The organism is Acinetobacter pollinis, from assembly GCF_015627175.1.
Classification (GTDB): domain Bacteria; phylum Pseudomonadota; class Gammaproteobacteria; order Pseudomonadales; family Moraxellaceae; genus Acinetobacter; species Acinetobacter pollinis.
In genome coordinates, this window is sequence record NZ_VTDQ01000005.1 from 1 (window position 1) to 15,565 (window position 15,565).

General features: G+C 37.7%; 9 protein-coding genes. 5 read left to right on the forward strand and 4 right to left on the reverse strand.

What is annotated here, in order from left to right; genetic code table 11:
- From recD to I2F23_RS03465, 3 genes are all read right to left on the reverse strand, one after another.
- Positions 1-1,652: exodeoxyribonuclease V subunit alpha (recD, locus tag I2F23_RS03455; RefSeq protein ID WP_195771180.1), on the reverse strand; the 1,652-nt coding region annotated here is incomplete at its 3' end.
- Between the two features lie 97 nt (positions 1,653-1,749).
- Positions 1,750-5,487 carry a UvrD-helicase domain-containing protein gene (locus I2F23_RS03460; protein ID WP_195771181.1) on the reverse strand — a complete coding sequence of 1,246 codons (3,738 nt, stop codon included), beginning with the start codon at positions 5,485-5,487 and terminating at the stop codon, positions 1,750-1,752.
- A 19-nt stretch (positions 5,488-5,506) separates the two neighbouring features.
- Complete coding sequence (locus tag I2F23_RS03465; RefSeq protein WP_195771182.1) at positions 5,507-9,181, reverse strand: exodeoxyribonuclease V subunit gamma; 3,675 nt, start codon at positions 9,179-9,181, stop codon at positions 5,507-5,509.
- 218 nt (positions 9,182-9,399) lie between these two features.
- Between I2F23_RS03465 and I2F23_RS03470 the strand changes: the two genes are divergently transcribed.
- Positions 9,400-9,909, forward strand: coding sequence for a class I SAM-dependent methyltransferase (locus I2F23_RS03470; RefSeq protein ID WP_195771183.1), 510 nt, complete (start codon positions 9,400-9,402; stop codon positions 9,907-9,909).
- Positions 9,910-9,924: 15 nt separating this feature from the next.
- Here the strand turns inward: I2F23_RS03470 and I2F23_RS03475 are convergent, their stop codons facing one another.
- A complete protein-coding gene (locus I2F23_RS03475) occupies positions 9,925-11,340 on the reverse strand; it encodes a phosphate--AMP phosphotransferase (protein ID WP_195771184.1) in 1,416 nt (471 codons plus the stop codon).
- Between the two features lie 127 nt (positions 11,341-11,467).
- On the opposite strand from I2F23_RS03475, the gene I2F23_RS03480 reads away from it, so the two are divergent.
- The 4 genes from I2F23_RS03480 to I2F23_RS03495 all read left to right on the forward strand — a co-directional run bounded on the left by I2F23_RS03480 (position 11,468) and on the right by I2F23_RS03495 (position 15,548).
- Positions 11,468-12,172, forward strand: a complete 705-nt coding sequence (locus I2F23_RS03480; RefSeq protein ID WP_195771185.1) for an FFLEELY motif protein — start codon at positions 11,468-11,470, stop codon at positions 12,170-12,172.
- Positions 12,173-12,309: 137 nt separating this feature from the next.
- Positions 12,310-13,236, forward strand: coding sequence for a bifunctional demethylmenaquinone methyltransferase/2-methoxy-6-polyprenyl-1,4-benzoquinol methylase UbiE (gene ubiE, locus I2F23_RS03485; RefSeq protein ID WP_195771186.1), 927 nt, complete (start codon positions 12,310-12,312; stop codon positions 13,234-13,236).
- Between the two features lie 17 nt (positions 13,237-13,253).
- Positions 13,254-13,925 carry a ubiquinone biosynthesis accessory factor UbiJ gene (locus tag I2F23_RS03490; RefSeq protein ID WP_195771187.1) on the forward strand — a complete coding sequence of 224 codons (672 nt, stop codon included), beginning with the start codon at positions 13,254-13,256 and terminating at the stop codon, positions 13,923-13,925.
- 3 nt (positions 13,926-13,928) lie between these two features.
- A complete protein-coding gene (locus I2F23_RS03495) occupies positions 13,929-15,548 on the forward strand; it encodes an ABC1 kinase family protein (protein ID WP_195771188.1) in 1,620 nt (539 codons plus the stop codon).
- Positions 15,549-15,565: the final 17 nt, after the last annotated feature.

Below are 15,565 nucleotides of genomic sequence, written 5' to 3' on the forward strand. Positions count from 1 at the left end.
GTATACAACAGCTCTTTGCTTAAGAGCTTTTCAGCTTCCTGTTCCAAGACAACAGCCACATGTTCAAATTCTGAACCTTGAGATTTATGAATCGTCATTGCAAATGCAGTTTGAATCGTTTGTGGTAAGCGTGTGGCCATCACCCATTTATTTAAACTCGGGAAGTATACTTCATACTGTGCACGATTTTGTCGATGCTTAAAACATATACCAATATCGCCATTAGAGATACCAAGCTGATAATCATTTTCCGTGACCATAATGGGTCTACCAACATACCAATCGCCATAAAAAGTAGTCTGCCCTAAAACAGCATACTTAAAGTGTTGTTCAATATAATGGTTAATACGTTTTACACCTAACGTACCAACATTCATTGCACTCAAAATACGGTAGTCATTAAATCTTTTTAAAATATTATCTCTGAGTTGAGCTAGATCATGCGCTTCACTTCCTTCATTTAAATTATACACTTTCACTGATTCTGCATATTCTTGATACCCTAACCAAAGTTGCTCTAAACATCGCTCGACATCCTCTGCTGCCATTAATTTGGGTAAATATTCAAGTTGAATTTGATCTATCTCTACCTTTTTCAGGTCAATTTTCTGAATGACTGAAGGCGTAATGACCTCGTTACTGAGTTTGTCTAGTACATTCTCATGCGTATCTACCGATGTTTGACCCACATTTTGAATAAATTTTGCTATTTTTCCAATTTGAGCTTCATCACTAAATCTTCGGCTATGAACTAAATGAGTTCGATACCTAGATAGTATGTCCATATTTTGCAAATCTGCTAAAACTGACCCCACACCAACAGAAGCAAGCTGATTTGCATCTCCTAATAAGATTAATTTTGCTCCATCTGGAATTGCTTCAAAAAGTGTTGTCGCAAGATTTAAATCAAGCATGGAGGCTTCATCAATTACAATGACATCAAAAGGTAACGGCTGTTTAAGATGAAATTTAGCAATGCCTCTATTTCCCATGGCCAGTAATCGATGCAATGTAACTGGTTGTATACGATGTAAATTATCAGTAATTAAGCCTTTACTTTGAAGTGTGGGATCTTGAAATGCGTTTTGTAATGCCTCTTGCATACGTTGTGCCGCTTTCCCTGTGGGTGCTGCCATTGCAATGCGTAGGTCAGGTATTAATTTATTTAAAACAGCAATAATACGTGCCAATGTATAAGTTTTTCCTGTACCGGGGCCTCCAGTGATAATTCCAAAATGGTGTTGCACGACCATTTTTAATGCCTGTTGCTGATATTCGTCAATAAGTAAGTTTTCATAGCCATACAGATCTAAATTTGAGTCGGGCTGCTGTATAAGACGTGCAATCTGTTGGGCTAAGCGTTGTTCTAACGCATAGTATCTGTACAAATAGACTGCTTCACCGTCAAAAACAAAAGGACAAGTGTGGCTTTTCTCTTGAAAAGCCACTAGACTACGCAACCTCTCTAAAGAGGCGATATCTGTAGACAAACAACTATTGCCTTGTGTATTAGAGAGCAAAATATTTTGGATCATTTCTTGTGCGTATTCTTTGTCATCAGGCTCATCGAAATACGACGCTTGGGTAAGATATTCTGCCCACAGTATCATCCATTCATCATATTTTTCTAACTTATCCAATGACTTACTCACACAGTTATCCTCAAACTTATTCACACAGATATCAACAGAGTTATACTCACGATTATCCACAATTCAACATTTTGTTTTTCAAAGATTTATAATTTATTTAAGCCAACTTCTGTACAGCATAATACCCAAGTATTGCATCTAAGCGCTCAATAAACTCCGCATTGGGTTGCCAGTGGCATACACCCATGTCTTTATTTGCTGTCATGCCTCGTAAATACAAATAGGTTGCCCCACCCAAATGGCTTTCAATTTCATAACCTACTAATCGCTCTTTCAAATAACGATGCAATGCCACTAAATATAAACTTGCTTGTAACCAGTAACTACTTTGAGACATGTTCTTAGCAATTTCATGCTGGGTATAACATTGAATGGATTCACCAAGAAAGTTACTTTTATAGTCGGCAATATAATATTTACCTTCAAATTGATAGACCAAATCGATTGACCCATTTAAAAATCTTGCAGACTCAGCAGGATTTAACGTTGGAATAAAGATATCGTACTCTTGAAACAATTGATGGATACGCTGACTTGCAAAGACCTGATCTGACAGTGCTAAGTAGAAGGGAAACTCAGAAAGATACATCTCCGATGTCAATTGTCCTAATTGTATTCCATCTCCAAATGGTGTCGCTAAAATATCACTTAACCATGATTTTACATCTGCAATTAAACGCTCTTCTAAAAACTGTTCACTTAATTGCTCACTAAAAAGCATTTGATACTTTTCAAAAACTTGTTTTTTAAGACCACTATAATCATTCTTAAAACGACGATAAATCTCTAGATCCCATGAGTTTTCATCTTGAAAATGAATATGTTCAAAAATCTCATGTAAGAAATTACCTGCATGTGTGCCCATTGGAAAATTTCGTGCAATCCATGTAATTCTTTCTTCATCATGTACATCAGTATCAACATCGTTTATGGGTTCAGCAATTAAGACCTCATCCTCAGCAGCAGTTTCATCATTGATATAATTCGCTAAGACGTCTAATGCTTGTTGCTTGGTTAAATGCTGTGCCAGAGCAGAAAAGCTGGTCTTCAACCTTGGATAAAGCTTAAGCTGAGGTTGTGCCATCGCATATAACTGTACTGTTAATTCGCGATCTTCTTTATAAGGTCGTGGCTTACTCTCTAACAGAGGTTCATCTGTCGTTGCAGGGTGTGTAAATAATGCAGGTTGAACTCTCCAGTAGTTAATCCCAGTCGTTGTTTCAGATTTTCCTTTATTAAGTACAGCATAAATACGATGACTGGCTCGAGTCAAAGCAACATACCACAATCGGTTTTGCTCTGCTTGCGCACGTGATTGGTGTTGTTGTAACTCTTCCTCAGTTAATGCATTTTTATCATCTATTGCAATGACGCGTTGTTGTTCCAATTGATTCGTTTTTTCACTTAAACGCTCGGTTGTGGAAAAATTAAGTGTTTTATTAATTTCACGAAATGATCCATTGGCATTGAGTAAAAAAACAATTTTAAACTCTAGCCCTTTCGATTGGTGAATCGTCATGAGCTGGATACCAGCATCTGTAGATAAGCTCCGCTCTAACTCCCACTCTCGGTCACTCGGTGAAGCAACTTGTTTCAAATACCAGTTAAATAAGTTTTTAGGCCCTTGATACTTTCCACTATGCTGACTTAAAAGGTCAGACAAGTGCCTTAAATTGACAACACTTCTCTCATTATCTCGGCTCTCAAAGCGAACTAAATTACGCCAGACATCAAAATATCGTAAGCAATACTGCCACGCTGCTAAAAAATGTCGTTCAAACCAAATCTCACGAATTTCACTAAATACTGAAATAAATTGCCCTAGGCCATCCGCTTGATGTTCATATTCATTTAAATTTTTAAGCGTATAACCCAACATTCGACTGAGCAAAGCACGCTTTACTTTCTTTTCATCATAAGGATTCATCATCGCTGTTAAGATAGCAGCAACATCCTGTGCCAGTAAACCATCAAAAACACTTCTTTTAGAAGGTCGATTTACTCGTATACCTAAACGCTCTAGCTCAAACTGAACTTTATCTAAGCCATCATGATTTTTAGATAATACGGCAATATCATCTGCAATAATTGGAGTATTGATCTCATTTTTCGCTAGATATAACGCTCCTTGTTGGCCTTGTTGTAATAGTGTAGATATTTTCCATGCAACTTGTATTTCAGCCTGAATGTCACCTTCTATATGTAACCAGCGTAGTGGTTTTGGATTGTGTACTTCATCTTCAATAAGTTGTGGATGCGGTCGTGTGCCTGCTTCTACAGGCTCATAAATCACTTGCTCACCAAAATCGGCATTTTGTAAAAATAATGCATCTACCGCCTCAACCAAAGGTTTTATAGTTCTATGATTGTATTTTAAACGATAAAAAGAGCCTTTTTTTGCCACAACATCATGGTAAGCACCAATGAATGTCAGCATATCACCACCACGAAATCCGTAAATGGCCTGCTTACGATCCCCCACCATAATCATGCAGCTTTTTTCATACCTTGTAGGTGAACGCCAAATACTGGCAAGCATATTGTCTTGCTCTTGGTTCGTATCTTGAAATTCGTCGACTAAAATAAGTGGATAGCTTGTCTGTACAAAAGCAGCGAAATGCTCGCCTTGCTCCCCCTGTAGTGCTTCAGATAATGTTTTTATTTGCTGTGAAAAAGTAGTCTCACCTTGCTGTTGTAACAATGCAGGTAAACGAAGTTTAACTTGTTCACACAAGTAGTATTTAAGATAACCCTCTGTTTCAACCAGTGCATTTTCCATCTGCTGTACATGCACTAAAACATCTAAAAGTTTGAGTAGCACGGTATCGGTATAAAACTGTGTTGCGTCTTGTTCTGAACACTTCTTTGTAAAAACTTTACTGTCTTGAATATTTTTTAAAAACTTTTCCAGTGCTGCCCGAGCCTCTGCAAACTCTTTTAAAAAAAAGTAACGTCCATCTTCTTTTAAAATACGCTCTATAGCATTAGGAATAGTTTGCTCAAATAAAACCGTAAAACTATCTTTAGTAAATATTTTTTTATTTACTGTAGAAAAAAACTGGCCTTCCGCCAAATAATAAGGTGTTAAATGAGTAAAGTTCACACCACGTAATTTTTCTCTCAATACTAAGAATTTTTCTATTTGTATTTTTGGAGGTTCTACAGGTTTAAAATATGCACTGGTAAAATTGAGGGCATCTTCAACTATTTTTATATAATGCTGAGTTGGCTTTAAACGACCACTCATATAAAACCAGTCAACTTGCTGTTGCGACTGTTGCTGTAACCATTCACGTAATACATCATGAATGAGCTGCTGCGTATATTGCTTCGATTGGTCTGTAATGTCTACACGTTCAATTTTACCACTTTCAAATGCAAACTCTCTAAGTAATTTTTGACTAAAACTATCGAGCGTTCCTACAAATAACTCATCAAGCTGTTCCAAAACCAATTGTAATCGGCTACATGCATAACTGACTTGTATCGAAAAATTTTCCAATAAAATAATTTTTAATGGATCAGCTTGCTCAGTTTTAAGTGTTTCTAAGTAGACAATATTAGCTTGGTCATCAAAAGCAATTCTCTCTTTAAAGAAAGCATGCATTTCAATGATTCGAGCTCGAATACGCTGTTTCAGTTCAGCCGCAGCAGCGCGTGTAAATGTCGTTGCAACAACTTGTTTAGGTAAGTATTTTTCTAGCAGAATTCGTACAATTAAGCTCGAAAGTGTAAATGTTTTTCCTGAACCTGCCGATGCTTCAATCCAATGTAACCCTTGAAACTGAATATCTTGAATCGGTTGAAAAGATACTTCTGGTGCAACTCGTTTCACAACTCTCTTTTCCTTTCAGTTATTCATCAACAGTTAAATAGTCATAAATTGGCGCATATAAACGATATGCCCATTCACGGCAATGACTTTCTAATAGCAGACTTGCATCTTGTTCTTGTAAAATAAATTGCCAATCTTGATGATATTTCGATGCTTTATCGTCACTTGCTGAAAAAACCTCACTATATTTTTGTGGGTCATTCCAATGTTTAGACAATGTCTGCCATATTTTCTCATCTAAACCATTGTCTTCTGTACAATCTAAAGGCTTATTCTTTTCACTTGGCTTCATTAAAAGTGCGGCAGGTAGTACAACTGGAGTGGTCATTGCCTGTTGCCATAACTGGCACCAATGGTTTAAAAACTCCCTTGCCTGATTTGAGCTAACACCTTCATAAATAATAGTTTGATCGCTAAAGACAACAATATAACGATACTCTTTCCCCTGCTCATGCAAATTTAGATAACGCAACCATAATAAATAATTAAGCCACGCTTTTGCACGCCGTTCAGCACGAGCACTAGAGATTTGCAACTCAACCCATTGTGTTTCTGTATTTTGTTTTGGAACAGTAATACGTAAATATAAATGATCTGAAAGACATAACGTTTGTTGCGTCGTAGGTGTAGGATGATCTGCATAGCAATGCAAGCGTTCCAATAAAGTGCGATACTCTTGTTGCGATTGTTGCCAAGCACTCTCTTGTACTTTGCCCACAGGCAATTGATCTAATAACACCTGCATATTTTCGACAAGCATATCTTGAGCTTGAAAAAAACGTCTGACTTCATATCTTGCTAAACCATCTAATAGCAATGGCTCTTCATCAATATTGTCTACAACACTTTTCGTATTTTCGATACCTAATGTTTTTAAGTAAAGTTGGGCTGGAAAAGTGACATCATTAATCCATTGCATACTGTCAAATATGCTCATGTCAGGATCATTCACTTGATAAGGCTGATCTATCCAAGGCTGTCTTTTTCCTGAAAAATGCTGTAACTGTTTAGCGACGGCAAACCATTGATCCTCATAGTGTATTGCCCCTGAATCTACAAAATTAATAGTATCAAAAGGTTGTAATGCATGAATGTGATATAGAGATGCCAGTTGCATCGGCACATTCATGTCTTTTAAATACTTAGATTTTTCGACCGAAACTTCTTGGGTTAATACATCTTGAGTAATAAGAGCCAAATGGTCTACAAACTCTTGCAATACACTTGAGGGTTGCATGAGCTCACCACTCTTTTCATCAAAACCATTATAAAACAACCAAAAGTTATCTTTTGCTAAGAGCAATGCATCTAAAAATGCACCTTGATCATCTTCTAAACGTGAACGATCACCTAAAATTGGACGTAGCACTTGCATTAAATCGAATGGCACATGTTGATGACGGCTTGGGAAAATACCACTATCTAAACCTAGTACAACGATTAATTTATAAGGAATAGGACGAATCTGACCAATTTCGCTAAATGTAATATGACCACTCGGTTCAGCATTTTCTAGCTGACTTTCTAAACCTTGTTCAATTTCAGAAATAACATAGGTAAGTGGTAAAGTAAGGTCATCTAACTGTCCCATTTTTTCTTGCTGATTACGCTTTTCATACGTGACTGAAAGGGTGAGCATACGAATATGCTTTTGAATCAACTCTGCAACGGTACGTAAAATATCTTCACCCTGTTGCTGAAATTGAGCAATTTCATCAGCAAGTACAGTTAACCAATACTCAACACTATAATGCTCGCCTTTTTCATGACAAATGAGCCAATCACGACGATGGTTCAAGTCTTTATAAATCTGAATTAAATGACCAATAAGCAGAAAGTCTTCAGGTTGTACATCACGATAACTGAGTGTTTTTAATACCAAGGTATGCTCAGGTACAGCAATTCCGATTGCTAAACGGTCTAACGCAAACTTAAACGTAAAACGATAATCTTGATCATCTTCTAAAAGAAAACGCTTTAAATGCGCATCATCCAAACCACGTTTAAAACCTGCACCCTCAAGAAGTGCAAGCATTCGTGTCACTTGTTCATGATCTAAGCCATAATAGTGTTGCGTGGGTAATAAACTCAGCCAATCTGCAAAGTCGCTATACCTAAAGCGTCCTTGTGGAAGTTGAATTCGACCAATGACCGCCAACCATGCATTGGTTAAGTCGAACTGCGGTACACCTACAATTTTAATCGGTAAATAACTTTCTTGACGCTGGCCTTGTGATCGTGGCGGTGGTGCAAATACACTACGAATCATCGGTTCAAGCATACCCAGATCAGGTGCAACTACTAAAATATCATCTAAACGGCGTGGTGCTTCTTTTGTGGCTTGAGATAACCAATGCATCAACTGATCTTTTAAAACTTCAAGCTGTCTTAAATTTGAATGACATACATGTACTTGTATCGACTGATCTGCTGAATCTAATGGATAGGCATGTGTTTCAGGTTCCATAAGGAATAAAATATCAGATTGTATTTTTCCAAGTAAGGTATCCTGATAGTGATCAAAGAATAGATCTTGCCAGACTCCCTCCTCACCTGATGACAAACCTGCTAACAGTGAAAAATGATCACGCGCCTGCTTACCAAATCGAGTTAATAGCGGGTGTCTAGACTCCCTTGCTTCTGCATTAAACGTTACATTAAAGGTTTGAATAAATGCTTCAATGTCCTCATCTGTCAACTTTTTCTTTAACCGCTCATTCTTTTCTCTAAAACGCTGTATTGCTTGAGCATCATATGTTTTCTTCCACTGAGGATCGACACTGTCTGCCCAGTACTCCTGCGAAGGATTATAATGATAAATCGTAACATCAATATACTGTCCCAAACGACGCAAAAACTGTAACTGATTGGGGGGTAAATCTAAGAGAGTAAAAATAGTCACTTTTCGCGGCAATTGCTTCAATGCCGTTGTTTTTGTCGCTTCCAAAATTTGCCAAAATTGCGTATCAATTTCTTTAATTTTTAAAAAATCGTCATGAAATACTTCATGCCATAACCAACGTTGCCATGCCTCTAATGACTCGGCTTGTTCTAAATTATATAAAGAAATATTTTTTGACTGAGGTGAGATTAATTTTTCAATATCAATGGCTTGGTTACGTCCCCAAGCATCTAGCCAATTTTGATTACAACTGCACTTTCCCTCTGCATGCCCTTCAAGGCAATAGCCACGATACAACATATAATGGCTAAATAAACGAGATACATGCTCTGCAACCCAATACAACATACTTTGCTTTTTAATTTGTCGTTGTGTCGGGTCGGTTAAATGTATCGCACTGTCAAAAATACGTGACACAATGCCAAATAATGCATGCTCTTCTGATAATTCGAGCTGGGCCGAAGAAATAAAAGGACGTAAAGCTTCATAAATACGCCATTTCATTACGAGTCGGGGAATATTTGCCTGACGAACCTGATCCTTATCGGTCATCACTTGCTGATAAACATACCACTGAAAAGTCTGAATACGTTGATGATAAATCTGATTTGCACTAATGCCTTGTTGCTCTGCAATATATTGCTTTAACCACTGCTCAATCGCCTGATTGGGCACAATAAAGTGTTGTGTTTCTAACACGCGAAATGGATCATTCGTGACTTTAGATTGTTGCTGAAGTAGCATCTGTGCAAGCACTTCAAGCTGCTGACTCTGAAATACATGAATACCCATTTCTTATATTCCTCCTTTTGAGAGGAAGCATATTACACCACTCTATTTATCTAAAGTAGTTCAGGTTACTTTACGTACCAATTACTTTTTTTATATACGTAAAGACTTGCGAAGATCACTGCATTAAATGTAACCTTATTTTATCAAGCCAAATTTATATAAATATTAAGCTTACTTGTCACTTTCCTCGGCAACAACAATTTTAAAGGTATTATGATATGAATATTGATAATGTACCCGAATATATTGATCCACATTTAGATTTAGAACAAGCAAAACGCGAATGTTTAGAGCTGATAAAAAAACGTGCTTATATTTCGGCTGGGGCTGCAATTGTACCCATTCCATTTTTTGACGTAATGATTGATGTTGGTTTACTCACCGCACTTATTCCTGAAATGAACCAACGCTTTGGACTATCGAAAGAATATGTCAGTGTATTTAACCCAAAGACGAAGGAAGTCAAATGGGATGAGCTACGTAAGCGTGGTGTAGAGTTTACAGGCCTTATGGTCGCACGCACAGGCGTAAAGAAATCAATTAATGGTTTTATTAGCCGTATGCTTACCAAGCAAGTTACCAAATTCATCCCACTGGGTGGTCAAATTGTTTCAGCAAGTCTAGGCTATATTGTCTTCAAAAAAATTGCAGAAACACATATTGAAGATGGTTATAAACTTGCTAAAAGTATTCAAGAGAAATCTCAACCCAAAACAGTCAGTGCATAACTGTTCATTCATTGCTTATGAAGGTGAATACCCCACCTTCATTTGCTGAACAATCGCTTCTAGTACCTGTAAGCGTGCATGACGTTTATCATCGGTAGAAATAATATGCCACGGTGCAAATGCTGTGTCAGTATTAGCAAACATATCTGAAGCAGCTTGCAAGTAGTCATCCCACTTTTCACGATTACGCCAATCTTCATCTGTAATTTTAAAGCGTTTATGGGGAGTATTTTCTCTAGCCTTAAACCTTTTTTCTTGCTCGTCTTTATCAATAGACAACCAAAACTTAATTAAAACCGTATTGTTACTTACCAGATCGTGTTCAAAACGATTAATCTCTCCATAAGCACGTTGCCACGCGATATCATCTGCAAGTTTTTCTACACGCTCGACCAATACACGCCCGTACCAAGAACGGTCAAAAATCGTAATTTTATCCTGATTGGTTTTTGTCCAAAAACGCCATAAATAAGGGTGTCTTAACTCATATTCTTCAGGTGCAGAAATTGCATGAATTTCATATTCTCGTGGATCAAGTTTCTTTACAATTCGCTTAATTGCTCCCCCTTTGCCTGCAGCATCCATACCTTCAAACATAATCACAATACGCCGTTGATCTTCACGCAATAAATGAGCCACTTGTTTGGTTAACTTTTTTAAGCGTTTTTTATATAACGTATGATCGAGCGATTTTTGTTCCACGTGCGTAAGTTTTTCATTCAGTGCTGACTGCGTCCAAAGCTCTGCATTTCCTGTCCAAGACAACGCATCATGTTTAAGGTGTTTTAATATATGCACTGCAAACTTACGGCTACGAACCGCCTCATCCTCTTCATCAATCACAATCCAGTCTTGTGTAAAGCGTTGACGTAGTTGCTGTACACTTTCGTATTGCTTTTTCTTTTGCCAGTCTACGCCATGTAACCGATGTAATAGCTTTTCAGATAAGTCGATGTGCTTTAATCTTTTTTGCAAGTTACTCCATGAAGCATCAAACCAAAACTTCATGACATCTACAGCATTATTTTTTAAATCTTCTTCAAATGCTTGCATTTGTTGCACATAACCATTGAATGTACTTTCATCAAATGGATGATTAATATGCATAGCTGTGGTTAATAAGTCACTATACCAATTACCAAAAAGTACAACTATTTGACCTTCTCGAGGTATAGATGAAGTATACGGTTGCCAAAAAGGGTGTTCATGATTAAGTAAATGTGGTGTGTCCGCTTTTACACGTAAATAGCGTGGATCCATCCACTCTCTTAACTGTTTTACTGCTTCGCCTTTGCCGGCAAGCTCTACACCACTGACTAGAATAAGTAAGCTTTTTCCATTTCTTGTGCCACGTGCTTTTTTAAATGCATATTGAGCCTCAATTAAAGCAAGTGACAATTCATCTTCGTTTACCTTCATTGGATTCATCATAATAATATCCTGTTATTTTTATTTTTACATGTACTCAGTTTATACCGTATTTTTACGCGATAAATATATTATTTTTAATCAAGTCAATTTATGATGAATATGTTTTCTCTTGTTGTTTTATATTCATATGACAAAACTTGCTGTACTTGATGATCTCGTATTGCGGTATCAACAACTTAAATACCATAATAATCCTGCATTAAAAAAACGTTTACAAGATGTGCAACAATGGCAAAAAAATAGATTATGCAAAGCACATGAGCAGTTTTTTTCTCAGAAAAACCATGAGCTGATGGGACATTACTTTGTTCAACGCCTTTATGGCGGACCCGACTTCGACCTTATTGCAGAACAAGTTTCTCGTTTAATTCAGCACGCACATAAAATAGAACGACTTATTCCAAGTACTGCGATTCAAACAGGGACACATGGAATAGAACTTTCTATTTTAGCCGTACAACTCGATGAAGAAGTTGCAGAAGAGCTCCTAAAACATTATGACCCACAGACACCATTAAATAATAGCATGATGCAACAATGCTATATTCAAGTAAAACAGGAAAAAGAGCGGCTAAAACAGCTCGAAATGACAGATAAACTAGGATGCTACCTCGACAGTCATTTACGTTCTTTTATGTTGCAAACCGCCTTTAAAATGGGTAAACCTCTCGCATATAAACATCGCTTCGATACGCTATATCGTTTTATGCATGAAGGGTTTATTGCACTAAAACCATTAAACTCAGCGGCAAATTTTGTAAAAACGTTTACGAATAAAGAACGACAAGTCATTGAAAAATTACATACAGGGCATCCATCACCATTTGCTTAAGCTGTTCGTAAGATAAAATGCCACAACAACAGATTTTTTCTGTATATTATTGACCTATCTATGCATTACAGCACATTAAACAAAGATTCCTTGTTTAATACAGCTTCTAACTATTCTTCGTGATCAGGAGAGACTCCATGTCGAATGAAAACCAAACGCCTACAACAACATCAAATACGGCTACTCAGTCAGACAAAGTGAGTCCATTTTTATCTTCGCCACTACCTGAAGGTACTCCTCAAGGTCAAAAAGATGCGATCGAACCTTCTAAAAGCGACAGTAAATATACGCTTCCAAAAGGTGCAAATAAAAATGAACAGGTTGGAGAAACCACACATTTTGGTTTTGAAACTGTACGCACAGAAGAAAAAGAGCAAAAAGTCGCTCATGTTTTTCATTCTGTTGCAAAAAAATATGACCTCATGAATGACTTAATGTCATTTGGTATTCACCGTCTATGGAAACGCTTTGCAATCCAAATGTCTGGTGTACGCCGTGGTCAACACGTTTTAGATATTGCAGGTGGAACAGGCGATCTTGCAAAAGTATTTAGTCGTGAAGTTGGGCCACAAGGGCATGTCGTTCTGTCTGACATTAATGAATCTATGCTAAATGTAGGGCGTGACCGTCTTATTGATGCAGGTTGTACAAATGTCGACTTTGTTTTAGCAAATGCTGAATCTTTGGAACCTTTTGAAGACAATAGTTTTGACCTTGTAACTATTAGCTTCGGTTTACGTAACGTTACCAACAAAGAAGCAGCGCTTGAGTCAATGTTACGTGTGCTAAAACCCGGTGGTCGCTTACTCATTCTTGAGTTTTCAAAACCAATCTTTGAACCTTTTTCAAAATTATATGATGCCTACTCATTTACAGCACTTCCTTTAATGGGAAAAATTATTGCAAACGATTCTGAAAGCTACAAATATCTTGCGGAATCTATTCGTATGCACCCAGACCAAAAGACTCTCAAAGCAATGATGGAAAATGCAGGTTTCCAAAACTGTGACTATCATAACCTGACGGCGGGAATTGTCGCTGTTCACCGTGGCTTTAAGCTTTAAAATTCAAGGTATTTGTCATGTGGTCAGTACTGGCTCTAAGTACAGCAGAGAAAATGGTCAACCACTGGGTTGACCTAGATACACTTACACGCATTCAATTGAATTCACTAGAAGGCCAGAGGCTACGTGTCATTATTGACTCGCCTCAAATTTCTATAGATGTACTTTTCGATGCTGAGAAAATTCGACTTGAGCCTACGGTCACAGGACATACATCTGCACCCTCTTTATTTAAACAACGGCCTTTTGATAAGAAGCAACATGTCGTAGAAGCCACTGCCACACTCCATGTTAAAAATCTTGTCGAACTCGCAAAGCTTTTACTAAACCAAGATGTAGGTAATATTCCTTTACAAGGAGATTATCATTTATTGCAAAAAATTCAGGACATTCTGCAACACATGAAACCTGATATTGCAACATCTATGTCGCCATGGATTGGTGTGAATTTGTCTAGTGGAATTGGTGGCACACTTCAAGTGGTTCCTAAATACATTCAGCGCTCAATTCAAAGCCAAATCTTCTTTTTAGAAGACATCATCAAGGAAGACAGTAAACTCTTTGCTGCCAGATGGGAGATGGATGATCTTAATCAGGGTACGCGACAACTACAACAAAATATTGATCGCCTCGATGCAAAAATTAAACTGCTTCAAAAAAAACTCCATTTAAACCATACGGGTGATTAAGTTATGATTCCGCATATTTCTCGCTTATTCGAAGTATGGCGTATTGCTGCCCACTATCGATTAGATACTTTAATCTCTGCGGAAGATATTCCACCCAAAGCACGCCCTTTACTAAAACTCATTCGTTTACACCCTGCTGCATGGTCAAGTAGACATTTAGATAATCCACTTAAACTGAAAGAAGCGCTAGAGGATATGGGCCCCCTCGCAATTAAAATGGGGCAACTACTCTCTACCCGTCGAGATCTCATTCCACCTGAAATCTTACAACAATTGGTTATGTTGCAAGATCAAGTGAAACCCTTTTCTGTTCAGATTGCCAAAGATCGTATTCAGTCAGCATTTAAAGCAGATTTAAACACATTATTTAAACGATTTGATGACCAACCTCTTGCGGCAGCATCCATTGCACAGGTTCACACAGCCGCTTTACACGATGACCGAGAAGTTGTCGTTAAAGTAACGCGTCCAGATATACGTCCTCAACTCATTCAAGACTTTGAAGTACTCACATGGATTGGACAACACTTAGAAAGTCGAATTGAAGCCGCACGTGCTATTCATCTGCTTGAAATTATTCAAGAGTACCGTCAAACCATACTAAATGAACTCGATCTTTCATTAGAAGCCAGTAATACTCGCCGTATGCGTCAATACTTTACTGGCTCTAGTATGATGTATGTTCCTGAAGTCTATATGGACAGTACCGATGCAATGATCGCAGAACGCATCACAGGTGTCCCTATATCAGATACAGAAACCTTTGACCGCTTGGGAATGGATCGTGCAGATTTAGCCGAGAAAGGACTTACTGTCTTTTTCACACAAGTCTTTCGAGATAACTTTTTCCATGCAGACATGCATCCGGGTAATGTCTTTGTAGAAACAATTAATCCTAAAAATCCAAGATATATTGCGCTTGACTGTGCAATTATGGGTGAGCTGTCCAAACAAGATCAAATGACTGTTGCGCGCATGCTGCTTGCCGTGATGAACGGTAACTTCATGCAACTTATTCAAGTCGTACATCAAGCAGGTTGGATTCCACCGGGTACAAATCAAGATGCGCTTGCGCGCGAGATGCGTCGTACCGTCGGCCCTATGATTTCACAACCAATGCATGAGCTCGACTTTGCAGGTATCTTACTGCAAATTATGGATATTGCCCGTCGCTTTAGATTAGAAATACCCCCTCAACTCATGTTACTTCTCAAAACATTGGTACATATTGAAGGTTTAGGAACAGATCTCTACCCTGAGTTAGATATTTGGAAACTTGCAAAACCTATTTTAACAAAATGGGTCAAAGCAAATATGGATCCTATTTATAACATTCGACAATTTGGCAAACAAATCCCCGATCTCTTACTCGGTGCACAAGATTTACCGAGTCTAATTGTAGATAGCCTGAATGGATTGAAAAATCAATCTACATGGCAAGATAAGCAGTTACGTGAAATACAACAACTCCGTTTACAGCTTGAATATCAACAAAAAAGAAACTGGATTTTTGGTAGTGTACTTTTAATTGTACTTTCTATTGCGATTATTGCACCGTGGTTTATTTCTGTACCACTCATTATTATCAGTACTTTATTAGTGATGTGGCGTCTAGTTCGCTAAGAAAAGCGTTTAGAAAT